22 protein-coding genes are annotated in these 22,427 nt (G+C 66.2%); 6 read left to right on the top strand and 16 right to left on the bottom strand.

All coding sequences use genetic code 11. The annotated features are described in order from the left end of the window. Nucleotides 1-195: 195 nt before the first annotated feature. The 3 genes from BKA23_RS07515 to fabG form a co-directional block, all read right to left on the bottom strand. Entirely contained in the window at nt 196-2,388 is a 2,193-nt protein-coding gene (locus tag BKA23_RS07515; RefSeq protein WP_145226907.1) for a tetratricopeptide repeat protein, read from the bottom strand. 60 nt (nt 2,389-2,448) lie between these two features. Continuing rightward, nucleotides 2,449-3,216 carry an enoyl-ACP reductase FabI gene (gene fabI / locus BKA23_RS07510; RefSeq protein ID WP_145226905.1) on the bottom strand — a complete coding sequence of 256 codons (768 nt, stop codon included), beginning with the start codon at nt 3,214-3,216 and terminating at the stop codon, nt 2,449-2,451. A 69-nt stretch (nt 3,217-3,285) separates the two neighbouring features. Beyond that, nucleotides 3,286-3,999, bottom strand: a complete 714-nt coding sequence (fabG, locus tag BKA23_RS07505) for a 3-oxoacyl-ACP reductase FabG (RefSeq protein WP_145226903.1) — start codon at nt 3,997-3,999, stop codon at nt 3,286-3,288. Between the two features lie 208 nt (nt 4,000-4,207). On the opposite strand from fabG, the gene BKA23_RS07500 reads away from it, so the two are divergent. Then, nucleotides 4,208-4,534, top strand: coding sequence for a DUF3099 domain-containing protein (locus BKA23_RS07500; protein ID WP_145226901.1), 327 nt, complete (start codon nt 4,208-4,210; stop codon nt 4,532-4,534). Next, entirely contained in the window at nt 4,531-4,746 is a 216-nt protein-coding gene (locus BKA23_RS07495) for a hypothetical protein (RefSeq protein ID WP_145226900.1), read from the top strand. Before BKA23_RS07500 ends, BKA23_RS07495 begins: the two co-directional genes overlap by 4 nt. Nucleotides 4,747-4,805: 59 nt before the next feature. Here BKA23_RS07495 and moaA read toward each other — a convergent pair whose 3' ends face one another. Beyond that, nucleotides 4,806-5,822, bottom strand: coding sequence for a GTP 3',8-cyclase MoaA (gene moaA, locus BKA23_RS07490; RefSeq protein ID WP_145226898.1), 1,017 nt, complete (start codon nt 5,820-5,822; stop codon nt 4,806-4,808). A gap of 33 nt (nt 5,823-5,855) precedes the next feature. On the opposite strand from moaA, the gene BKA23_RS07485 reads away from it, so the two are divergent. After that, nucleotides 5,856-6,656 (top strand): SURF1 family cytochrome oxidase biogenesis protein, encoded by an 801-nt coding sequence (locus BKA23_RS07485; protein ID WP_145226896.1) that lies wholly within the window; start codon nt 5,856-5,858, stop codon nt 6,654-6,656. Between the two features lie 80 nt (nt 6,657-6,736). On the opposite strand, the gene BKA23_RS07480 is transcribed toward BKA23_RS07485, so the two are convergent. From BKA23_RS07480 to BKA23_RS07425, 12 genes are all read right to left on the bottom strand, one after another. After that, nucleotides 6,737-7,492 (bottom strand): enoyl-CoA hydratase family protein, encoded by a 756-nt coding sequence (locus BKA23_RS07480; RefSeq protein WP_145226894.1) that lies wholly within the window; start codon nt 7,490-7,492, stop codon nt 6,737-6,739. Nucleotides 7,493-7,497: 5 nt separating this feature from the next. Further along, the gene (locus tag BKA23_RS07475) at nt 7,498-9,378 is read right to left on the bottom strand and encodes an ABC transporter ATP-binding protein (protein WP_145226892.1); all 1,881 of its coding nucleotides are present in this window, start codon (nt 9,376-9,378) and stop codon (nt 7,498-7,500) included. 24 nt (nt 9,379-9,402) lie between these two features. After that, nucleotides 9,403-11,001: an ABC-F family ATP-binding cassette domain-containing protein gene (locus BKA23_RS07470; RefSeq protein WP_145226890.1), complete on the bottom strand. Its 1,599-nt coding sequence runs from the start codon at nt 10,999-11,001 to the stop codon at nt 9,403-9,405. 52 nt (nt 11,002-11,053) lie between these two features. Further along, nucleotides 11,054-11,353, bottom strand: coding sequence for a metal-sulfur cluster assembly factor (locus BKA23_RS17785; protein WP_281287557.1), 300 nt, complete (start codon nt 11,351-11,353; stop codon nt 11,054-11,056). Between the two features lie 332 nt (nt 11,354-11,685). After that, nucleotides 11,686-12,147 (bottom strand): Fe-S cluster assembly sulfur transfer protein SufU, encoded by a 462-nt coding sequence (gene sufU, locus BKA23_RS07460; protein WP_145226888.1) that lies wholly within the window; start codon nt 12,145-12,147, stop codon nt 11,686-11,688. Beyond that, complete coding sequence (locus tag BKA23_RS07455; protein ID WP_145226886.1) at nt 12,147-13,442, bottom strand: aminotransferase class V-fold PLP-dependent enzyme; 1,296 nt, start codon at nt 13,440-13,442, stop codon at nt 12,147-12,149. The genes sufU and BKA23_RS07455 overlap by 1 nt, the downstream gene beginning before the upstream one ends. A 43-nt stretch (nt 13,443-13,485) precedes the next feature. After that, a complete protein-coding gene (sufC, locus tag BKA23_RS07450; protein WP_145226884.1) occupies nt 13,486-14,250 on the bottom strand; it encodes a Fe-S cluster assembly ATPase SufC in 765 nt (254 codons plus the stop codon). A 17-nt stretch (nt 14,251-14,267) separates the two neighbouring features. Beyond that, nucleotides 14,268-14,606: a non-heme iron oxygenase ferredoxin subunit gene (locus BKA23_RS07445; RefSeq protein ID WP_145226882.1), complete on the bottom strand. Its 339-nt coding sequence runs from the start codon at nt 14,604-14,606 to the stop codon at nt 14,268-14,270. Then, the gene (gene sufD, locus BKA23_RS07440) at nt 14,603-15,793 is read right to left on the bottom strand and encodes a Fe-S cluster assembly protein SufD (protein WP_145226880.1); all 1,191 of its coding nucleotides are present in this window, start codon (nt 15,791-15,793) and stop codon (nt 14,603-14,605) included. Before sufD ends, BKA23_RS07445 begins: the two co-directional genes overlap by 4 nt. Next, entirely contained in the window at nt 15,793-17,211 is a 1,419-nt protein-coding gene (gene sufB, locus BKA23_RS07435) for a Fe-S cluster assembly protein SufB (protein ID WP_145226878.1), read from the bottom strand. Before sufB ends, sufD begins: the two co-directional genes overlap by 1 nt. Continuing rightward, on the bottom strand, nt 17,208-17,906 hold the full coding sequence (locus BKA23_RS07430; RefSeq protein ID WP_145226876.1) for a helix-turn-helix transcriptional regulator: 699 nt from the start codon (nt 17,904-17,906) through the stop codon (nt 17,208-17,210). The genes sufB and BKA23_RS07430 overlap by 4 nt, the downstream gene beginning before the upstream one ends. A 112-nt stretch (nt 17,907-18,018) precedes the next feature. Further along, entirely contained in the window at nt 18,019-19,236 is a 1,218-nt protein-coding gene (locus BKA23_RS07425) for a glycoside hydrolase family 3 N-terminal domain-containing protein (protein ID WP_145226874.1), read from the bottom strand. 186 nt (nt 19,237-19,422) lie between these two features. Between BKA23_RS07425 and BKA23_RS07420 the strand changes: the two genes are divergently transcribed. From BKA23_RS07420 to BKA23_RS07410, 3 genes are read left to right on the top strand one after another with little or no spacing between them, the layout of a single operon-like run. Beyond that, nucleotides 19,423-20,076 carry an ABC transporter ATP-binding protein gene (locus tag BKA23_RS07420; RefSeq protein WP_145228321.1) on the top strand — a complete coding sequence of 218 codons (654 nt, stop codon included), beginning with the start codon at nt 19,423-19,425 and terminating at the stop codon, nt 20,074-20,076. Beyond that, complete coding sequence (locus tag BKA23_RS07415) at nt 20,073-20,813, top strand: ABC transporter permease (protein ID WP_145226872.1); 741 nt, start codon at nt 20,073-20,075, stop codon at nt 20,811-20,813. The genes BKA23_RS07420 and BKA23_RS07415 overlap by 4 nt, the downstream gene beginning before the upstream one ends. Next, on the top strand, nt 20,813-21,736 hold the full coding sequence (locus tag BKA23_RS07410; RefSeq protein ID WP_145226870.1) for a COX15/CtaA family protein: 924 nt from the start codon (nt 20,813-20,815) through the stop codon (nt 21,734-21,736). The genes BKA23_RS07415 and BKA23_RS07410 overlap by 1 nt, the downstream gene beginning before the upstream one ends. Nucleotides 21,737-22,427: the final 691 nt, after the last annotated feature.

Below are 22,427 nucleotides of genomic sequence, written 5' to 3'. Positions count from 1 at the left end.
TGGCCCCGGCACAGCGAGTGCATGGTCGAGATGACGATTACTTCCCAGTATCGCGACCACGACCGGAAGTAATCGTCTTTCCAACCACACCAGCGTTACTAGCGTGGCGTATGTGGCGTATGTGTCGTATGTGACGGGTGGCAGTCACCGCACCACGCGAGGGTCCTCGTCGTCGCCGGATCGTGGCGGCATTCTTCAGATCGCTGCGGTAAACCGCGACAACGACCGGTGGTAGCGCGCGACGTCTGCATCGGCGCTCGTCGCGACGAGGAAGCCAGCAGTCGAGCGCAAGGCCTCCTCGTCACGACCCAGGTCGTGCAACGTCAGCGCGCGGAAGGTGACCACAGCGGCGTTGTCGGGGTATTGCTCGAGCAACTGATCCAGAACGCCGAGCGACTCGTCGAGTCGCGCGAGATGCCGCAGCGTCGACGCCTTCTGGATCAACGCGCGGTGGTGGTACGGCTCGGGAAGACCGGCACGCAAGGCGTCGTCATACAGCTCAAGGGCTTCGGCTTCGTGGCCGGCAGAGTCGTGTGTGCCGGCGAGTTCGTAGAGCACCCGACCGTCCCGCGGAAACCGCGTGCGCAATGCCTGCGCGGTCACGATTCGGCGCTCGGCATCGTCGTCCTGCCACAGCTGTTGCAGCTCGGTCTCGGCCTCGTGCTCACCGCGCGCGACCGTCACCTTGCGGCGGATGGTCGCGGGGGTGTCACTCGTCGCACCGTGCGCGAGCAGCCAGGTGTGCAGTTGCTGCCAGTCCGAATGTGTCATCAACGCCAGCACGTCGCCGTCGTGGCACGCTGAGATGAGACCGTGCAGTCCGTCGAGCTCGTTGCGCCACGATGCCGTCGGCGTCATACCGGCCCGCGAAAGCCCTTGTCGCAGAAAGCCTTCGAGATTCTCCATGGTGCGACCACGCAGGTAGTGCGCCTTGTGCACGACCTGCACCCGGTCGGCGTGCAGACCCGCCTGCTCGCCCATGTTGACCAGGATCTCGTCGGTGCGGTCGCCGCCGGTGCCCAGCCCCAGTTGCAGCTGCGCTCCCGGCGGCCGCAGACCGTCCGCCACCCGCAGCAGCGCGTCGAGGCCGGCTTCGTTGTGCGCCATGTCGAGGATCACCGTCGCCCGGCCACCACCACCGAGCGGCAGCGTGTAGATGTTCATCCGGCCCGGGTTGTGCTTGGCGTCGGGCGCGAACGAGCGCAGACCCTCGACCACCGCCTCCCGCGGCAGCCCTGCGCCGAGCGCCGCAGCGGTCGCGGCCAGGACGTTCTGCACGTTCTGCTCGGACAACCCGGCAAGCGTCACCGGCACGTCGCGCATCGCGAGCAGGCGATCCGGCGACGAGCCCGGCAGCAGCAAAACGATGTCGCCATCCATCACCGTGATGCCGCGCCCGTGGTCGTCGAGGGCTTCGCGCAGCGACGGCGAGTCCGGGTCGATCGAGAAACACCACGGCTTGGCACTGGCATTGGACCGCATCGCCCACACACGTGGGTCGTCACCGTTGAGCACGACCCACCCGTCGGGCTTGGTGACCTTGGTGATGATCGCCTTGACCTCGGCCAACTGGTCGACGGTCTCGATTCCGTGCAACCCCAGGTGATCTGCGCTCACGTTGGTCACGACGCTCACATCGTTGTATGCCGTGCCGAGGCCCTTCTGCAGCATGCCCCCGCGGGCCGTTTCCAGCACCGCGAACTGCACACCGGGTGCCCGCAGCACCGCGCGCGCCCCACCTGGGCCGGAGTAGTCCCCCGATGCGATGAGCTCGCCCTGCACCAGCACGCCGTCGGTCGAACTCCACCCCGTCCGCAGACCCGCGGTCATGCCCAAGTGCGCGATCAGGCGGGTTGTCGTGGTCTTGCCGTTGGTGCCGGTCACCGACACGACAGGGATCTTCGGCCGCATCGGCCGCACCTTCTCCCCCACCGGCTGCTGCCGGATCGCCTCGGCTGCCTCACTCAGGGCCGGCCCCTGACCGGCATGGGTCAGCAGGCTGCGCAGCATCGGCTCGAGCGCGTCACCGACGGCTTGGGCACGACCTCGACTGTTCAACGCGAAGGCGACGATGACCTCGTCGAGTTGGGTGCCGGGGCGCACCCGTACGCCCAGACGAGTCAGTCCGGTCTCACGCACCAGCAGGCGCACGACTCGCTCGACCAGGCGCAGCACAAAACGTTGGCGCGCCTCGGTGTTCGGTTCGCCGGCCTCACTGCGCCGCACCCCGAGAGTGCGGCCGAGCGCCTGAAGTTGCTCGGTGCCGACAGCGAGATACCCCGGCAGGTGCAGAGTCACCTTGGCGGCCGGCCGGTTGAAATAGAGGTTGGGCCCTTCGAGCACCCTGATCTCGGTGACCGTTGCGCCGTTGTCGCCGTCGTGCGTCATACGTTCGATCGTATGGGGTTCACAGCACGCTCAGGTCAGTGGCGTGGCCGGCCTTGCGAGCTACTGGCCCATCGCGTGGACGCCGCCGTCGACGTGCACGATCTCGCCCGTCGTTGCCGGGAACCAGCCGGACATCAGCGCCACGCAGGCCCGTGCCGCCGGGGTCGGATCGGTGATGTCCCAGCCGAGCGGCGCGCGGTCACCCCACACGCGTTCGAACTGCTCGAAGCCGGGGATCGACTTCGCGGCGGTGGTCCGAATCGGGCCTGCCGCAACGAGATTCGACCGGATTCCGTGGGCGCCGAGGTCGCGCGCCAGATAGCGGTTGGTCGACTCGAAGGCCGCCTTCGCCACTCCCATCCAGTCGTAGACCGGCCAGGCGAACTTCGCGTCGAACGTCAGACCCACCAGCGACGAGCCGCTCGTCATCAGCGGAAGTGCCGCAGTGGCAAGGGATTTCAGGGAGTATGCCGAGGCGTGCAGCGCGGTCGAGGCGTCCTCCCACGTGCCTTCCATGAAGTTGAAGGCGCCGGGCGGAGCGAAGCCGATGGAGTGCAGCACACCGTCGAGCGAGTCGAAACCGACGGCACGCAGACGGTCCGCCAGCGATGAAAGGTCGTCGTCGTCGGTGACATCCAGCTGCACCAGTTCGGGCGTCACCGGCAGCCGCTTGCTGATCGTCTGGGTGATGCGCATGACCCGCCCGAACGAGCTGATGACGACTTCGGCGCCCTGCTCCTGCGCGATGCGCGCGACGTGGAAGGCGATCGACGACTCCATCGTGATGCCGGTGATCAGCAGTTTCTTGCCCTCGACGATGCCCGCCATGAGTCCGCTCCTGGTGTGTAAAGGTGTGGAATTACTCGAAATTCAGTCAGTGCACCGGGTCGGCGCAGGTCAATGGCCCATCCCGAGACCACCGTCGACGGGGATGACCGCACCGGAGATGTATGCCGCGTCGTCGGATGCGAGGAAGCGCACCACCGCTGCGACCTCCTCCGGGCGGGCCATCCGGCCGGCGGGGATTGCCTCGACATACGCCGCGCGCTGCGCTTCGGGCAGTTCGCCGGTCATGTCGGTCTCGATGAAGCCGGGCGAGACGACGTTCGCGGTGATCGAGCGTTTGCCCAGCTCGCGGGTGATCGATCGGGCCAGCCCGACCAGGCCGGCTTTGGACGACGCGTAGTTGGCCTGACCCGGTCCGCCATACAGCCCAACCACGCTGGAGATGAAGATGATTCGGCCGCGCTTGAGACGGATCATCCCCTTCGATGCGCGCCGGGCGCAGCGAAAAGCGCCGGCCAGGTTGGTGTCGATGACGGCGTCGAAATCCTCGTCGCTCATCCGCATCAGCAGGGTGTCCTTGGTGATGCCGGCGTTGGCGACGACCACCTCGACGGGACCACCGAGGAACTCCTCGGCCGCCGTGAAGGCTGCGTCCACGGATGCGGTGTCGGTCACGTCACACGTGACCACGTGCGCACCCTCGGGTCCGTCGCCACCACGAGAGGTCACAACGACACGATCGCCGGCTGCGATGAAGGCCTCCGCGATCGCCCGACCGATCCCCCGGTTCCCGCCCGTGATGAGCACTCCCCGTGACTGCGACATTCGCTACCTTCCCTCTGCCGTGGCTGACGAAACCAGATCCAGCGGTTCAGGCTAGATGACTACCGGCCGGTAACAGGAAGCGGCCGGACCACGGCGAGGCACCGACAACGCCGATTCCGACGCCACGACGTCGCTGCTTGCGCAAGAAAATGACGATGCAGCACCTCCGAGGCGCACCCACCTCAGTTACGGCGCCTAAAGTGGACCAATGCCCCGTCACCCTGAACCGTCACCGGTGCCGTCGGCGACCAACCTTCCGCTGGCTCGCAAACACGACCAGAACATCAGGATGCGCAACTACCTGATCGCGATGGGCATCCGGACGCTGGCCTTCATCCTGGCGTTCCTGCTCGACGGGCCGGCCCGGTGGGTCTGTGTGGTGCTGGCCGTGATTCTGCCCGAGATCGCCGTGATCGGCGCCAATGCGGCCAACCAGAAGCGGGTCCAGGTCATGGGCCGACGCAGCCCGGTCGATTGGGTGCGTCACATCAACGCACCGCGCCGCTCCACGGACAGCAGCCACACCAAGTCGTGACCAGCGCAGCGTCAGACCGCGAACTCGTCTGCAGCGCAAAGGATTGCGGTCAGCGTGCCGTCCACGGGCTCGTATGGCGCAATCCCCGGATCCACACCGATGATCGACGCAAGATCTGGCTCGCGTGCGACGCGCATCGTGAGTCACTGTCGCAATTCCTCAGCATGCGCGGATTTCCGCTGACCGTGGTCGGCGTCGACGAACTCGACTGACCGCGACCATCCCAAGCCCCGGCCGACCCGGCCCGACCGCACCAACCCGTGCGAATGGGTCAGCCGCCGATGCTGGACATCGGCCGGTCCGGCTGCCGGAACGTCGGCTCACCTATCCCGTGACCGCGTGCCTTGCGCATCATGGTCCGCTGTATTAAGGCGGCAAGTTCCTCGTCGGATGCGCCCTCCCGCAGCGGTGCGCGCAGGTCGTCTTCGGTGCGCGCGAACAGGCAGTTGCGCACCTGACCGTCGGCGGTCAGCCGGACCCGGTCACAGGCGGCGCAGAACGGCTCGCTGACGCTCGCGATTACTCCGACGGTCGCAGGACCGCCGTCGACCAGGAACAGCCGGGCAGGAGCGCTCCCACGGCTCTCGTCGGGTAACGGGGTGAGGGTGAACCGCGCTTCGAGCAACTCCCGTAGCTCGTCGGACGTCATCATCGACTCACGATCCCAGGCGTGCTGGGCATCGAGCGGCATCTGCTCGATGAAGCGCAGGTCGAGGCCGCGATCCAGGCACCACTGCAGCAACTGCGCCGGGTCGTCGCGCCCACTCGGGTCGCGCATGGCGACGGCGTTGATCTTCACCGGCGCAAGACCGGCGTCCTGGGCAGCCTTGATGCCCCGCTCCACGTCGTGGAACCGGTCACGCCGGGTGAGTTCGGCGAAGCGCTCGGGCGACGAGGTGTCCAGGGAGATGTTGATCCGATCGAGCCCCGCCTCGGCCAACGGCGCCGCGAGCCGGTCGAGACCGATCGCGTTGGAAGTCATCGCCATACGTGGGCGTGGGGTGAGTTCGCCGACCCGACGCACGACATCGACCAGCGACCGCCGCAGCAACGGCTCACCTCCGGTGAACCGGATGGACGTCACGCCGAGCCGGACGAAGACGCTGATGACCCGGACAAGTTCGTCGTCGGTGAGCATCTCCGGTTTCGGCAGCCAGTCCAGGCCCTCCGCGGGCATGCAGTACGAGCACCGCAGGTTGCAGCGGTCGGTGACCGACACACGCAGGTCGGTCGCCACACGACCGAAGCCGTCCGGCAGCCCGGGTGACACTGGTCGGAGGTTGCTCATAGGTCCCCAGACTACGGCGGTAGCGTCAAGGGCGTGTTCCGCCTGCTCCTGACTCGTCGTTGGATGACCTGGTTACTGCTGTCGATCCTGGCGGGAGTCGTCAGTTACTACCTCGGCATGTGGCAGTGGGGGCGGTACGAGTCGAAGTCACTGTTGCAGCACCAGGTGTCCGACAACTACAACGCCACCCCCAAGCCGATCGGCGTCGTGCTGCCCACCGAGCAGTCCACGCTGAACAAACGCGACAAGTGGACCCAGGTCAAACTCACCGGCAGCTACGACAGCTCGAAACTGCTGCTGGTGCGCAATCGGCCCAACGACACGTATTACGGGTACGAGGTCGTCATACCGTTCGAGCAGACCGACGGATCGACGGTCCTGGTCGACCGCGGCTGGATCCCTAACGGCAACACCGCTGCAGCCCCCAACTCGATCCCGCCCACACCGTCCGGCACGGTCACCGTCATCGGCTGGGTGCAGCCGGGCGAGGCGAACGAGGAGAAGAAGCCGGTGCCCGGTCAGGTCGCCTCGATCAACATTCCCGAGATCGAGCAGATCACCGGCGAGACGATGTACTCCCAGGTCTACGTGTTGATGCGCTCGGAGACGACCGCCTCGGGTGCATCCCCCGCCCGGCCGGACCCGCTCCCCGCGCCCGACCCGGGCTCTTATGCCGGTATCAACTTCAGCTACGCCCTGCAGTGGTGGGCGGCGATGATCGGCGGCGTGATCTTCGTGCTCGAGCGTTGCCGACGCGAGCACGACGAGATGGTCAACGGTCCGCGGGCCAAGCGGCCCAAGAAGGTCCGCATCTGGGACGAAGAAGACGCCTGACAAACAGCCGGCGACGTATGCCGGATGCCGTGGCAACAACGTTGTGACAGCTGGGCTTTCGAGCCTTCCTGCGCCCGCTTTCAGGCTTTCTTGCGCCGCTGCAGGAAGGCCTGCATGGCCGCGCGTGCCTCGTCCGATGCGAACAGTCGGGCAGACTGCGCCGCCACGTCGTCACGACGCGCGTCGATGTCGGCGATGAGTGACCCGCTGAGCAGCGCCTTGGTCTCGCGCAGGCCCTGGGGGCTCGCCAGCAGCAGGTCGGCGACGACGGCATCGACCGCAGCGTCCAGCACGTCCGGAGCCACCGCCTCGGAGATGAGCCCCATCTGCACGGCTGCGGCAGCGTCGAAGGTCTGACCGGTGAGGAAGCTGCGCGCAGCGGCGCGGCTGGTCAGTCGGGGCAGCGTCGTCAGGGAGATCGCCGCCGGTGCCAGACCGAGCAGCGCTTCGGTGAACGCGAAACTCACTGTGTCCGCAGAGATCACGATGTCCGCGGCACCGACAATGCCCAGCCCGCCCGCGCGCACCGGACCGTGCAACCGCACGACCACCGGCTTGGTTGCGGCCACGATCGCGCGCTGTATGTCGATCAGCTGTTGCGCGCCTTGCGCCATACCGTCCGTGCTGGCTTCGGCGAGATCGGCTCCGGAGCAGAAGCTCGGGCCCTCCGCGCGCAGCACGACCACCCGCACCGAGTCGTCGGCTTCGGCGGCGGCCAGGCCGTCCAAGAGCTCGGCGACCAGTTGACGGCTGAGCGCGTTGCGATTGCGCGGGTTGTCCAGCGTCAGCGTCGCGACGCCGGCCTCGACGCCACGATGAACCAGAGGTGTAGTCATGGACGTCACGGTAGATCCGCCGACGGCTCCTCACGGAACTGGGTGCGGTACAACTCGGCATACACGCCGCCCGCCCTGAGGAGTTCCTCGTGGCCGCCGCGTTCGACGATCCGCCCGCCGTCGACGACGAGGATCTGGTCAGCGTCGCGCACCGTCGACAACCGGTGGGCGATCACGATCGAGGTGCGTCCACGCAGAGCCGTGTCGAGTGCGCGCTGCACAGCAACCTCCGACTCGCTGTCGAGGTGGGCGGTCGCCTCGTCCAGGACGATCACCGATGGTTCCTTCAAGAGCAGCCGCGCGATGGCCAGGCGCTGCTTCTCGCCACCGGAGAGCCGGTGACCGCGGTCGCCCACCAGGGTGTCGAGACCGTAGGGCAGCCGGCTGACCAGGTCCCACACCTGCGCATCGCGCAATGCCTGCTCCACCTCGGCCTCCGTCGCCTCGGGACGTGCGTACAACAGGTTTGCGCGGATCGTGTCGTGGAACATGTGGGCTTCCTGGGTCACCACACCGATACGGTCACGCACCGATTCCAGCGCCGCCTCGCGCAGGTCGACTCCACCGACGCGGACAACCCCCGACGTCGGGTCGTAGAGGCGCGAGAGAAGCCCGACGGTGGTGGTCTTGCCGGCGCCGGATGGACCGACGAGGGCGACCATCTGCCCTGGAGCCGCAGTGAACGACACGCCCCTCAGCACGGTGTCGCCGTCACCCTTGTCTCGACTGAGCACGGTTTCCAGCGAGGCGATCGAGATCTCGTCCGCCATCGGGTAGCGGAACGACACATTGGTCATCTCGACCGCCAGCGGTCCTTCGGGAAGCCTTGTGGGACGGTCGATTTCGCGCACCAGCGGCTTGAGATCCAGCACCTCGAAGACCCGCTCGAAGGACACCAGAGCGGTCATGATGTCGATGCGCACGCTCGACAACTGGGTCAGTGGAGAGTAGAGCCGTCCAAGCAGCGCAGCCAACGCCAGCAGGGTGCCGACGGTCAGTTCGCCGCGCACCGCCATGACGCCACCCATGCCGTAGACGATCGCTGTCGCGAGCGTCGCGAGCAGTGTCAGACCCACCAGGAAGACCGCTCGCTGCACGGCGATGCTGACGCCGAAATCCCGTACCCGCGCAGCACGTTCGGCATACTCACGGTCTTCCTCGTCGGGACGGCCGAACAGCTTCACCAACAGCGCGCCGGCGACGTTGAAGCGCTCGGTCATCCGCGCGCCGAGATCGGCGTTCTCGACCATCTGGCCACGAGTCAGCCCGGCGAGCTTGCGACCCAGGATGCGGGTCGGGATGAGGAAGAAGGGCACCAGCAGCAGCGAGGCAAGCGTGATCTGCCACGACAGCGCCGCCATCGCGACCAGGATGACGGCGACGCTGACGACATTGGACACGACGTTCGACATCACCGAGGTGAACGCGGTCTGCGCACCGATGACGTCCGAGTTCAGCCGGGTCACCAACGCGCCGGTCTGCGCCCGGGTGAAGAAGGCGATCGGTTGGCGCTGCACGTGCGAGAACACTTCACCACGCAGGTCGTAGATCAGACCTTCGCCCAGACGTGCCGAGATCCAGCGTTCGACGATGCCGAGACCGGCGTCCACGATCGCCACGATGCCGGCCAGCACGGCGAGCCACACCACGATGCGGGTGTCCTTGTGCCCGACTCCCCTGTCGACAATCTCCTTGAGTATCAACGGAGTTGCGACCACCAGCAGTGCGTCGAAGACCACCAGCACCAAGAAGACGATGATCGAACGTCGGTATGGCGCCGCATATCCCAGCACGCGCTTGGTCGTACCCGGCTTGAGTTTGGCGTGCTTCGCCGCATCGTCCTGGGACAGCGAACGCATCATCATCCAGCCGCCGTGCATCGCCATCTACGAACTACTCCCTTGCGCCCGTCAGGCGAGTTCGATCAGGTCCGCGTAGTCGCGGTTCCAGAGGTCCTCGACGCCGTCGGGGAGCAGCAGCACACGCTCGGGCTCCAACGCCTCGACCGCGCCCGCGTCGTGCGTCACGAGCACGACGGCACCCTCGAATCCGCGTAGCGCAGAAAGGATTTCCTCCCGCGATGCCGGGTCGAGGTTGTTGGTCGGTTCATCGAGCAGCAGGACGTTCGCCGCGGAGACGACCAACAGCGCCAGCGACAGTCGCGTCTTCTCGCCACCGGACAGCACACCCGCAGGCTTTTCGACGTCGTCACCGCTGAACAAGAAGGAGCCGAGCACCTTGCGCGTCTCGGTCTCTCCCAGTTCAGGGGCAGCGGACTTCATGTTGTCGAGCACCGAGCGATCGAGCGAGAGATTCTCGTGCTCCTGCGCGTAGTAGCCCAGCTTGAGGCCGTGACCCGGAATCACCGATCCCGTGTCAGGAGAATCCATTCCGGACAGAATGCGCAACAGCGTGGTCTTGCCGGCGCCATTCAGGCCGAGAACCACGACACGCGATCCGCGGTCGATCGCCAGGTCGACATCGGTGAAGATCTCCAGTGATCCATAGGACCGGGACAGACCTTCGGCGGTGAGCGGTGTCTTGCCGCAGGCGGCCGGCGTCGGGAACCGCAGCTTGGCAACGCGATCCTGCTGACGCGCCCCTTCGGCGGAGTCGAGCATGCGCTCCGCGCGCCGGATCATGTTCTGTGCAGCGGTCGCCTTGGTCGCTTTGTACCGCATCTTCTCGGCCTGAGCCAGCAACGCCGACGCCTTTTTCTCGGCGTTCTGCCGCTCGCGTTTGCGGCGACGTTCATCGGTTTCGCGTTGCTGCAGGTAGGACTTCCAGCCCACGTTGTAGAGGTCGAGTTCGCCACGGTTGGCGTCCAGGTGGAAGACCCGCGTGACGACGGTTTCCAGCATTTCCACGTCGTGACTGATGATGATCAATCCCCCGGCATACGCCTTGAGGTAGTCGCGCAGCCAGGCGATCGAGTCGGCATCCAGGTGGTTGGTGGGTTCGTCGAGCAGCAGAGTTTCGGCACCGGAGAACAGGATTCGGGTGAGCTCGACGCGGCGGCGCTGACCACCGGACAGCGTCTGCAACGGCTGGTCGAGGATCCGGTCCGGCAGCCCCAGCGAGGTCGCCAACGACGCCGCCTCGGACTCCGCGGCGTACCCGCCCTTGCCGAGGAATTCCGCATCCAGCCGCGCATACCGACGCATCGCTCTTTCGCGACGCTCGTCGTCCTCGTCGGCCATCGCCGTCTCGGCCTTGCGCAGGTCGCGCAGGATCGTGTCCAGACCACGCGCGGACAGGATCCGGTCGCGCGCAAGGATCGTCAGGTCGCCGGTGCGCGGGTCCTGCGGCAAGTAGCCCACTTCGCCGGACGAGGTCACCTGTCCGGCCGCCGCCTCACCCTGGCCGGCGAGCACCTTGGTCAGCGTGGTCTTACCAGCGCCGTTGCGGCCCACGAGTCCGACCCGGTCGCCCGGTGCGACTCGAAACGTGGCGTTCTGCAACAGGATTCGTGATCCAACACGCAGTTCGACCCCCTGTGCGGTGATCACTTCGACAATCCCTTCGCAAGATGTTCCACGAGCCGTATGACGGTGGCTCGATTCAGATGTTGAAGCCCATCGACCGCAGCATCTCGCGGCCGTCCGGCGTGATCTGGTCCGGGCCCCACGGCGGCATCCACACCCAGTTGATCCGATGTGACGCCACCAGACCCTCCAGTGCGCCGGCCGTCTGGTCCTCGATGACGTCGGTCAGCGGGCAGGCGGCGGACGTCAGCGTCATGTCGATGACCGCGTGCGCCTCTGCGTCGACGGTGATGCCGTAGATGAGCCCCAGGTCGACGACGTTGATGCCGAGTTCGGGGTCGACGACATCGCGCATGGCTTCTTCGAGATCCGCCACATTGGGCGGAGTGCCAACGCCCGGACCAGCCGAACCGGCCGGCTTCGCTCCGTCCGTCGAGGGTGCAGCAGCGGGAGCAGGAACGGATGACGCACCTGCTTCGGAGGCGATAGGCGTGCCCGAGTCGGCGGGTGCAGCGGCGACCGGTGCCACCGGCTCTGAAGCAGCCGACGTCTCCGGAGCTGCCGGCTCCGGGCTGGGGGCGGTCACCGGAGTTGCCGGCTCCGTGGCAGCAGCAGGCACCGGCGTGACCGCATCCGCAGCGGAGGAGACGGGCGACGTAGCCGTGCCCGAGCTGGGCGGTGTGGCCGTGTCAGACATGAAATCTTCCTTCAGTTCGCTTGCTCTTCAATGATGTTCACGCCGGCCTGGATCAACGCGTCGGTGTATGCCGTCCACGGCAACAGAGCGCATTTGACCCGCGCCGGGTACTTAGCGACACCCGCGAAGGCGACACCGTCGCCGATGAGGTCCTCGTCGCCGGGGTCCTGACCCTTGGACGTCAGCATCGCGCGCATGGCGTCGAAGGTCTGCAGGCTCTCGTCCACCGTGTGGCCGATGACCTCCTCGGCGAGCACCGATGCCGAAGCCACCGAGATCGAACAGCCCATCGCGTCATACGACACGTCCTGCACCCGGGCCTGCCGGTCGTCGCCGTCGACGTGCACCCGCAAGGTCACCTCGTCGCCGCACGTGGTGTTGACGTGATGCACCTGCGAGTCGAACGGGTCACGCAGACCTGCATGCTGCGGGTGCTTGGAGTGGTCGAGGATCAGCTCCTGATAGAGGTCCATCAGACGCTCACCCCGAAGATCGCCGGTACCCGGTCGAGCGCCGCGAGGAAGGTCGCCACCTCGTCCAACGTGGTGTATGCCGAAAAACTCACCCGAGTCGATGCGGGAATCCCCAGTGCGCGGTGCAGTGGCCACGCGCAGTGATGGCCCGTGCGGACCGCGACTCCGGAGTCGTCCAGGATCTGACCCACATCGTGCGGATGCACACCATCGACGACGAATGCCACTGCACCCGTTCGCTTTTCGACGTCAAGTGGGCCGAGCACCCGGACCCACTCGCGCTCGGCCAGACCGTCCAGGACAGCCTGGGTGATGACGCGATCGTGCGCGGCAACGACGTCCATGCCGACACCGGAGAGGTAGTCGCACGCCGCACCGAGGCCGACGGCCTGCGCCTCGTTGGGCACACCCGCCTCGAAGCGTTGCGGCGGTGCGGCATACGTCGTCCGCTCCATCGTCACCAACTCGATCATCGAGCCGCCGGTGATGAACGGCGGCATCGCAGCGAGAAGCTCGTGGCGACCGACCAGGACTCCGACGCCGAACGGACCGAACATCTTGTGGCCGCTGAACGCCAGGAAGTCCACGCCGAGTCCGGCGAAGTTCACCGGCAGGTGCGGAACCGACTGGCACGCATCGAGCACAGTGAGCGCACCGACCTCACGGGCCCGTGCCACCAGTGCCGCAACCGGATTGATCGTCGCCACCACATTCGAAACATGAGTGAACGCAACGATCTTCGTGCGATCGGTGACCACGTCGTTCAGACCCGCAAGGTCGAGCTCTCCGCCGTCGGTGACATCCAGCCAGCGCAACGTCGCACCCGTGCGACGTGCCAATTCCTGCCAGGGCACGAGGTTGGCGTGGTGCTCCATGACCGTGGTGACGATCTCGTCACCCGGGCCCAGGCGGAATCGCTCGGTGACGGCCGGGTCGGCACCGGGGATACCGAGATCACCGGGCACACTCGCGTTGCTGCACGCATACGCGACGAGGTTGATCGCCTCCGTCGCGTTGCGGGTGAACACGATCTCGTCAGCGGTTGCGCCGACGAAAGCAGCGACCGTCGCACGAGCAGACTCGAACTCGTCGGTCGCCTCTTCGGCCAACTGGTGGGCACCACGGTGCACGGCAGCGTTGTGCCGCTCGTAGAACTCGCGCTCGGCATCCAGCACCTGGCGCGGTTTCTGCGAGGTCGCCCCGGAGTCCAGATAGGTCAGCGGTCGGCCGTCACGGACGGTCCGGGACAAGATCGGGAAGTCCGCTCGCAATGCCTGTATGTCGAAATCAGTCATCAGCACACACTCCTTCCGAGTGGCCCGAATGTCGTTCCCCAGCTCAGGAATTCGCGCCGGCGGTCACGAACCGGTCGTACCCCTCGGCCTCGAGCCGGTCGGCGAGCTCCGGGCCGCCTTCTTCGGCGACCTTGCCGTCGACGAAGACGTGCACGAAGTCGGGCTTGATGTAGCGCAGGATCCGCGTGTAGTGCGTGATCAGCAGGACACCCAGGTCGGTGGCGTCCTTGGCGCGGTTCACGCCCTCGGAGACGATGCGCAGCGCGTCAACATCGAGGCCGGAGTCGGTCTCGTCCAGGATCGCGACCTTCGGCTGCAGCAGCTCCATCTGCAGGATCTCGTGGCGCTTCTTCTCACCACCGGAGAAGCCCTCGTTGACATTGCGCTCGGCGAACTCGGGGTCCATGCGCAGCTGATTCATGGCGCCCTTGACGTCCTTGATCCAGGTGCGCAGCTTCGGCGCTTCGCCGTCGATCGCGGTCTTGGCGGTGCGCAGGAAGTTGGCGACGGTCACGCCAGGAACCTCGACCGGGTACTGCATCGCCAGGAAGATGCCCGCCCGCGCGCGCTCGTCGACACTCATCGACAGCACGTCCTCGCCGTCGAGGGTAACGGTTCCCTGGGTGATGGTGTACTTCGGGTGGCCGGCGATGCTGTAGGCCAGCGTCGACTTGCCCGAACCATTGGGGCCCATGATCGCGTGCGTCTCGCCCGACTTCACCGTCAGGTTGACGCCCTTGAGGATCTCCTTGGTGCCCTGCTCGGTGTCGACCGTGACGTGCAGGTCGCGAATCTCCAACGTTGACATATCTTTTCGCTCTTCTCTCAAACTCTTGCGACGGAGACGTAGACGTCGTCGCCGTCGATCTTCACGGGATACACAGCAATGGGGCGCGTGGCCGGCAGACCGGTCGGCGCGCCGGTGATCAGGTCGAAACGCGACCCGTGCAGCCAGCACTCGATGGTGCAGCCCTCGACATCGCCTTCGGACAACGAGACGTTCGCGTGCGAGCAGGTGTCGCTCACCGCATGCACGGAGCCGTCCTCGACCCGCACGATGGCCACGGGGACGCCGTCGATCTCGGCGCGAGCGGCACCGACAGTCGGCAGTTCCTGCAGAGCGCAGACCCTGACGAAGTCGCTGACTTCGGCAGAACCGGTCACGAGTGCGCCCCGGCGGCGAGTTCCGCCTCGATCGCCGTCATCAGCGGGTCGACGACCTCCGGCACACCGATCTTGCCGACGATGTCGGCGAAGAATCCGCGCACCACCAGACGCCGTGCCTCGCCCTCGGGGATGCCCCGCGACTGCAGGTAGAACAACTGCTCGTCATCGAAGCGACCGGTCGAGGAGGCATGCCCGGCACCGGCGATGTCGCCGGTCTCGATCTCCAGGTTCGGCACCGAGTCGGCACGCGCGCCGTCGGTCAACACCAGGTTGCGGTTCAGCTCGTAGGTCTCGATGCCTTCGGCCTCGGCGCGGATCAGCACATCCCCCACCCAGACGGTGTGGGCCGAATCCCCTTGCAGGGCACCCTTGTACGTCACCAACGAGGTGCACCGCGGGGCGTTGTGGTCGACGAACGAGCGGTGCTCGAGGTGCTGGCCCGCATCGGCGAAGTAGACACCGAGCAGCGTCGCGTCACCACCAGGCCCGGCATACCGGACGTTGGTGTTGATGCGGACGATGCCACCGCCGAGGGTGACCGCGATGTGGCGGTATGCCGCATCCCGACCGACCAGCGCGTCGTGCTGCGCGAGGTGGATCGCGCTGTCGTCCCACTGCTGAACGGTGACCACGGTCAGGTCGGCTCCGTCGCCGACGACGACTTCGAGGTTGCCGGTGTGGTCAGAAGCACCCGTGTGCTCCAGCACGACAACGGACTTGCTGTGACGCTGAGCCTCGACGACATGGTGGGCGTTGCTGCGCCGACCGGCGCCACGACCGTGCACGTGGACGCGGACGGGTTCGGTCAGCTGCGCTTCGGCCGGGATCCGGACGTGCAGTGCTTCACCACTGTTGGCAGAGGCGACGACCGCGGCGCGGTCAGCGGGGACCAGCACGGTGCCCCGGGGAGCCTGACCGGCGGCCAACGAGCCGAGCTCGACACCCTCGGTGCCGGTCGTCGTGATCTCGACCGCGCCCTCGTCGGTGGCTGCGTCGGACAGCAGGTTCGTGAGCCGGTCGACGGGGGTGAACCGCCATTCCTCCTCACGACCGTGCGGCACCGCGAAGTCGGCGACTTCGAAGGACGTACGGCGTTCGGCGCGCGACTGGTCCGGGATGGGCTGACCACTGGCCTGGGCGGCCGGGTCGGTGTGGGTTCGTGCTTCGGGCGTCAGCAACGACATCAGCCGACGGCTCCTTCCATCTGCAGTTCGATGAGGCGGTTGAGTTCGAGGGCGTACTCCATCGGCAACTCGCGAGCGATCGGCTCGACGAAGCCGCGGACGATCATCGCCATGGCTTCTTCCTCGGTCATGCCGCGGGACATCAGATAGAACATCTGGTCCTCGCTGACCTTGGAGACGGTGGCCTCGTGGCCCATCTGCACGTCGTCCTCGCGGACGTCGACATACGGGTAGGTGTCGGAGCGGCTGATCTGGTCGACCAGCAGCGCGTCGCACACGACGCTGGACTTCGAGCCGTGAGCACCTTCGAGGATCTGCACGAGCCCGCGGTATGACGTGCGTCCACCGCCGCGTGCCACCGACTTCGACACGATGGTCGAGCTGGTGTTGGGCGCGGCGTGCACCATCTTGGAGCCGGCGTCCTGGTGCTGTCCTTCGCCGGCGAAAGCGATCGAGAGGGTCTCACCGCGTGCGTGCTCACCGAGCAGGAAGACCGCGGGGTACTTCATCGTCACCTTCGAGCCGATGTTGCCGTCGATCCACTCCATGGTGGCGCCGGCCTCGCAGGTCGCGCGCTTGGTCACCAGGTTGTAGACGTTGTTCGACCAGTTCTGGATCGTCGTGTAGCGCACGCGGGCGCCCTTCTTGACCACGATCTCGACCACGGCCGAGTGCAGCGAGTCCGACTTGTAGATCGGCGCGGTGCAGCCCTCCACGTAGTGCACGTAGGAGTCCTCGTCCGCGATGATCAGGGTCCGCTCGAACTGGCCCATGTTCTCGGTGTTGATGCGGAAATACGCCTGCAGCGGGATGTCGACGTGGACGCCCTTGGGCACGTAGATGAACGAACCGCCCGACCACACGGCGGTGTTGAGCGCGGCGAACTTGTTGTCGCCGGAGGGGATCACCGAGCCGAAGTACTCGCGGAACAGGTCCTCGTGCTCGCGCAGACCCGAGTCGGTGTCGACGAAGATGACGCCCTTTTCCTCCAGGTCCTCGCGGATCTGGTGGTAGACGACCTCGGATTCGTACTGCGCCGCCACACCGGCGACCAGCCGCTGCTTCTCCGCCTCCGGGATGCCGAGCTTGTCGTAGGTCGCCTTGATGTCCTCGGGCAGTTCCTCCCACGACGTGGCTTGCTTCTCGGTGGACTTCACGAAGTACTTGATGTTCTGGAAGTCGATGCCGGTGAGGTCCGAACCCCACGACGGCATGGGCTTCTTGTCGAACAGCTGCAGGGCCTTCAGCCGGCGCTGCAGCATCCAGTCCGGCTCCGACTTGCGGCCGGAGATGTCGGCGACGACCTCGGGCGACAGACCGCGCTTCGCACTGGCGCCGGCGACGTCGCTGTCGGCCCAGCCGTACTCATAACGACCGATGTCCTTCAGTCCCGGGTTGAGCTCTTCGATGGTGCTCATCGCGAATGCCTTTCAGTCGCATGGGATGGGGCGGTTGGTACGAAAGTGGTGCACACATGATCGCCGCGGGCCAATGACGCGAGCCGCTGCACGTGTACGCCGAGGGTCGAAGAGAAGGCCTTCGCCTCCTGATCGCAGAACTGCGGGAAGTCGGCCGCAACGTGTTGCACGGGGCAGTGCCCTTGGCACAACTGCACGCCGGCCAACGGTGTTCCGTCACCGACCGGCCGGGTGGTCGCAGCAAATCCTTCGTCGGTGAGCGCCTTCGCAAGGGCGGCCGTGCGGTCACCGATGTCGGGACCTGCCGCATCGACCCGCGGACGGACACGTGTGGCGAGCGCCTCGGCACGCTCGCGAGCGAATTGCGTCACCGCCTCCTCGCCGCCGGTCTCGTCGAGGAATTTCAACAAGGACGCGGCCAGGGACGCGTAGTCGCTGCGCAGACTCGCATGGCCCTTGTCACTGACCACGAACGCTCGTGCCGGGCGGCCACGCTTGCGCCCACCGACACGGGGAAGCTCTCGATCTTCCACGAAGCCCTCGGCCGCCAGTCCTTCAAGGTGTCGGCGCACAGCGGCGGAGGTGAGGCCGAGGGTCTCCGCGAGAGCAGCTGCGGTGACCGGCCCACGTTCGGAAATCGTGCGCAGCACCCGGTCGCGCGTACGCACGTCCGTGGATGCAGGTCCGATATTCACAACACAAGTGTGACGTAATTACCAATCACGTCTCCAGACAGGCAAACCTAACCTCCGGCATCCAGCCCGGAGCCCCACCCTCTCGCCTCGGGACCAGTCACATCGACAACCGTCAGCAGGCCGGCAAGAGACCCAGTTGCTGCTTGGCGATCAGAACCCGCTCGGACGCCGTCCAGATCTTGTTCGCGAACTCATGATTGTTCTGCGCGAGCGACACGACAGCGCTCACCATCGCGGGCACCGACGCCGGATCGACCGTGAGCAGGACGTCGCCGTATGCATTGAAGAAGTTCACGGCACGCGTGCCGTAGGAGTACGGCGACATGGCCACTGCATCGCCGAGGTCGTCACTGATGACCAGGCCGGTGAAGCCGAGCGTGTTGCGCAACCAGCCGATGGTGGATGCGGAGAACACCGCCGGCTGGGACGCGTCGATGTGGTTGTAGATCGCCGAGGACACCATGATGAACGCGCCGCCCTGCGAGATGGCCTCCTTGTAGGGCTGGATCATCGAACCCGTCTTGGTGGTCACGGTGTCGTGCACCCAGGAGGAGGTGTCGGTGTTCTGGTGCACGTACCCCAGCCCCGGGAAGTGCTTCGTCGCGGTGTCGACGCCCGCGAGACGCATGCCGCGGATCACCGATCCGACATCCGAGGTCACCACCGACGTGTTGTAGGAGTATTCGCGCTGGAACTGTCCGATCGGCGGGTTGGCGGCAGCACCGGCGGCACTTCCGACGGTGTCCCCCACCGGAGCAAGGTCGACATTCACCCCCACGGACTTCAGTTGCGCACCCCACGCGGCGGCGTTGGCCTGCTCGGTCTGCCAGTCCCACCGCCCCTGCGCCAGAGCCGTGGGCATCGCGGAAAAGCCCGGGCCTTGCAGCACCTGGACTTCGCCACCCTCCTGGTCGGTGCCGACGAAGGGCCGTACGGCATACGTCGCGGCACTCGTCATCCGGCCACGGATGGCAGCAGTCGTGGCCGATGGCGCCGCTTTGCCGTCGTAGCTGCGACCGGACAGGAACGCATTGCCGATGTGATAGCTGCCGATGTCGGCGAGCAGCGCACTCGAGGCACCGGTCGCCGGTGTTCCGACCATGAACAACTGACCCACGCGCTGCTGCAGCGTCATACGGCTCATCAAGGTGTCGACGCTGCACGCACTTGCGAACTGGCGGCTGGCGAACTCGTGATGCGCACTCTGGTGATGCGCAGCCTGGTGAGCCGACAGCGCTGCATGCGCCGGTGCCGAAATGCCGACCGCCCCCGCTGCCATGACGGTCGACACCACACCAGCTGTGACCAGACGGCCTCGTCGAAATCCCATCGATCCCACCCCTACACCCGCGATGACAGAGAATTCACATAAGTTTACTGCCGAGCACTCAGGTCCCGACCCTGCGAAACCGCAGTACTTTCAAGCCACCTAGAATCGATCCCTGTGACTGAAGCCGAAACTGTGGTGGTTGATCAGGTCACCCACCATTACGGCAGCAAACAGGCACTTGACCGGATGAGTTGGGCGGCTCCGGCCGCAGCAATCACCTGTGTTCTCGGGCCCAACGGCGCCGGCAAGACCAGCATCATGGAGATGGCCGAGGGCCTGCGTCGCCCCGACTCCGGAACCATCCGGGTGCTGGACACCGACCCGTGGCACGCCTCGGCGGAGCATCGTGCCCGAGTCGGCGTGATGCTGCAGGACGGCGGCCTGCCCGGTTCTGTCAGGCCACTACGTCTGCTGAAGCATCTGGCCGCGCTGTATGACGAGCCGGACGCTCTTCCGGCCCTCGTCGACGCGCTCGGTATCGGTGACTTCCAGCGAACCAACCTGCGGCGCCTGTCCGGTGGTCAGCGACAGCGCGTCGCCTTGGCTGCCGCACTCGTAGGCCGCCCGAAGGTCGCATTCCTCGACGAGCCGAGCGCCGGCCTCGATCCGCATGCTCGGCTCGACGTCTGGGATCTCGTGCGAGAACACCGCGACCGCGGCACGACGATCGTGGTGACGACCCACTCGTTCGAAGAGGCCGAGCGCCTCGCCGACCAGGTCATCATCGTCGCCGGCGGCTCGGTCGTGGCACAGGGCGACGTCGCGACCGTGAGCGGCACCGTCGGCCTCGAACAGACATACTTCGACCTCACCCGCCGCAGCAAGGACACCGCACGATGAGCACGACGGCATCGAGGGCACGGGCACAAGCGGCCTTTGAGACGCGAACCCTGTTGTCCAACGGAGAACAACTGCTCGTCTCCCTCATCATCCCGGCGTTGGTGCTCATCGGTCTCGCGATCACCAAGACACCGAATCTCGGGCACGGTCGGCGTATCGACCTGGTGGTGCCGGGCGTCCTGGCTCTCGCGATCGTCTCCACCGCATTCACCGGTCAGGCCATCGCGACCGGCTTCGACCGACGTTATGGCGTTCTGCGGTTGTTCGGTGTGACCCCGCTGGGTCGCACCGGCCTACTGGCAGGCAAGGCGATCGCCGTCTTCGTCGTCGTGCTGCTCCAGACGGTCTTGCTGTCGGTTCTCGGCGTGTGCCTGGGCTGGCATCCGCATCTCAGCGGTGTCGTGGTGGCCGCGATCCTGATGGTCGTCGGCACCTGGACCTGGGTGTCGATCGCTCTGCTGATCGCCGGGGTCCTGCGGGCAGAGGCGGTGCTCGCCGTCGCCAACCTCATTTGGATTCTTCTTGCTGCCGGCGGCGGACTGATCTATCCGACCGACCGGATGCCGACGACGCTGGGCACCGCCATACGTCTGCTGCCGTCCGGTGCCCTCGGGAACGGGCTTCGCGACGCGCTGAACGGACACGATGTGCGCTTGGCCGTGCCCTTGCTGGTGCTTGTGGTCTGGGGTGGTCTGGCGACTGCGCTGACCGCACGGTTCTTCAAGTGGAGCGACTGATGCGTTTGCCGGTGCCGGAATCCGCCCCGCTCGACGACGCCGGGTCCCGTTGGTTGCGGCGGCTGTTCTGGCTTAACCTGATCGTCGAGATCGGCATCGTGCTCACGGGCGGACTGGTGCGACTCAGCGGCAGCGGTCTCGGGTGCCCCGACTGGCCAGAGTGCGTCAGCGGGTCACTGACGCCCGTGGCACACCAGGCTCAGACGTGGCACAAGTACGTCGAATTCAGCAATCGCATGCTCACCAGTGTCGTGAGTATCGTCGCCGTCGCACTGCTCGTGGGCATCATCCTGGATATGCGACGCGGCAGCGGCCGAAAGCATCTGTGGCAGCCCGTCGTGCTCATCCTCGTGGGTATCGCGGTACAGGCTGTGGTCGGCGGCATCTCGGTGCTGATGAAGCTCAACCCCGTGATCGTGGCCACCCACTTCCTGGCCTCGATGGTGCTCGTGTCTGCATCCGCCTGGTTGGTATGGCGGTCCTACGAGGGCGATGGACGGGCCACACCGATCATCCGCCACGAGGTCCGCTGGCTCGCTCTGGCGACCAGTGCTGCCTGTGCAGTGGTGCTGGTGCTCGGAACCATGACCACCGGCGCCGGCCCGCATTCCGGCGACGCCAAGGAGCCTGCACGACTGCACATCGCCGTGCGCACGATCGCGTGGCTGCACGCGGACTCGGTGATGCTGTTCTGCGGACTGGTCGTGGCAATGCTGCTGTGCTGTGTGCTCGTCGCGTCCGAACCGCTGCCCAAGCGCGCCTGGACCCTGGTGCTCATCATCACGATCTTGCAGGGCGCTCTCGGGTACACCCAGTACTTCCTCGGCGTGCCGGCGACCCTGGTGGAGTTCCACATGCTCGGCGCCACGTTGCTCGTCGTTGCGGTCACCTGGGGGGTCCTCAGCCTGCGTCGACGCGACTGAACAGAGTCCGCGCCGGTCTCCAGCAAGGCCCGACCCCGCCTCCTGCGATATTCGACGCCGGGGCGCCTCGCCTTTAGAGATTGCGCGGGTAGGTCATGGCCGGTGTGTGGGTCTGGGTTCCAGCGGTGGGTGGTCCAGGCGGTGCGGATGAGGAGTCGGGTGATGGTGATTGTCTTGGCCAGGGCGATGAACGCGTTGATGAGGCGATGAACGCGTTGATGACCTGGGTGCGTCGTTCGGTGCGGACGCGGAGATCCCACTGGTAACAGACACGCGCGGTGAGTCCCACCCGCCACATACGCCACGCTAGCAACGCTGGGGTGGTTGGAAAGACGATTACTTCCGGTCGCGGTCGCGATACTGGGAAGTAATCGTCATCTCGACCATGCACTCGCTGTGCCGGGGCAGTCCGGGCACCCGTACGTCGCCGATTCGGCGACGTACGGAGGGCGATGGCGGGCACGGTGCATCCTGATGATCAGCGTTTTTCTCACAAATCACACTGGTAACAGACACCGTGCCCGCCCCACGGCAACGCCACGCCGAACACCTACCCGCGCGATCTCTTAGCCGCCATACCGTCGAATCTCCGAGGGACCACCCGAGTCATCTTCGACGACAGGACGCCAGTTGCCGCCACAGCGTCGAATATTGGCCCAAGAGGCCACGCCGATCAGTGTCGCGGCCCCTC

This window comes from Rudaeicoccus suwonensis, assembly GCF_007829035.1.
Classification (GTDB): domain Bacteria; phylum Actinomycetota; class Actinomycetes; order Actinomycetales; family Dermatophilaceae; genus Rudaeicoccus; species Rudaeicoccus suwonensis.
Note: the sequence above shows the minus strand (reverse complement) of the source record. Positions and strands in the feature narration are given on the sequence as shown.

What these genes read in the sequence shown, in the direction of transcription:
- sufC (WP_145226884.1), bottom strand. Translation starts at nt 14,250, where the DNA reads ATGTCAACGTTGGAGATTCGCGACCTGCACGTCACGGTCGACACCGAG.
- sufB (WP_145226878.1), bottom strand. Translation starts at nt 17,211, where the DNA reads ATGAGCACCATCGAAGAGCTCAACCCGGGACTGAAGGACATCGGTCGT.
- BKA23_RS07415 (WP_145226872.1), top strand. Translation starts at nt 20,073, where the DNA reads ATGAGCACGACGGCATCGAGGGCACGGGCACAAGCGGCCTTTGAGACG.
- moaA (WP_145226898.1), bottom strand. Translation starts at nt 5,822, where the DNA reads ATGAGCAACCTCCGACCAGTGTCACCCGGGCTGCCGGACGGCTTCGGT.
- sufD (WP_145226880.1), bottom strand. Translation starts at nt 15,793, where the DNA reads ATGTCGTTGCTGACGCCCGAAGCACGAACCCACACCGACCCGGCCGCC.
- BKA23_RS07475 (WP_145226892.1), bottom strand. Translation starts at nt 9,378, where the DNA reads ATGGCGATGCACGGCGGCTGGATGATGATGCGTTCGCTGTCCCAGGAC.
- BKA23_RS07455 (WP_145226886.1), bottom strand. Translation starts at nt 13,442, where the DNA reads ATGACTGATTTCGACATACAGGCATTGCGAGCGGACTTCCCGATCTTG.
- BKA23_RS07480 (WP_145226894.1), bottom strand. Translation starts at nt 7,492, where the DNA reads ATGACTACACCTCTGGTTCATCGTGGCGTCGAGGCCGGCGTCGCGACG.
- BKA23_RS07500 (WP_145226901.1), top strand. Translation starts at nt 4,208, where the DNA reads ATGCCCCGTCACCCTGAACCGTCACCGGTGCCGTCGGCGACCAACCTT.
- BKA23_RS07515 (WP_145226907.1), bottom strand. Translation starts at nt 2,388, where the DNA reads ATGACGCACGACGGCGACAACGGCGCAACGGTCACCGAGATCAGGGTG.
- sufU (WP_145226888.1), bottom strand. Translation starts at nt 12,147, where the DNA reads ATGGACCTCTATCAGGAGCTGATCCTCGACCACTCCAAGCACCCGCAG.
- fabG (WP_145226903.1), bottom strand. Translation starts at nt 3,999, where the DNA reads ATGTCGCAGTCACGGGGAGTGCTCATCACGGGCGGGAACCGGGGGATC.
- BKA23_RS07420 (WP_145228321.1), top strand. Translation starts at nt 19,423, where the DNA reads ATGAGTTGGGCGGCTCCGGCCGCAGCAATCACCTGTGTTCTCGGGCCC.
- fabI (WP_145226905.1), bottom strand. Translation starts at nt 3,216, where the DNA reads ATGGCGGGCATCGTCGAGGGCAAGAAACTGCTGATCACCGGCATCACG.
- BKA23_RS07425 (WP_145226874.1), bottom strand. Translation starts at nt 19,236, where the DNA reads ATGGGATTTCGACGAGGCCGTCTGGTCACAGCTGGTGTGGTGTCGACC.
- BKA23_RS07410 (WP_145226870.1), top strand. Translation starts at nt 20,813, where the DNA reads ATGCGTTTGCCGGTGCCGGAATCCGCCCCGCTCGACGACGCCGGGTCC.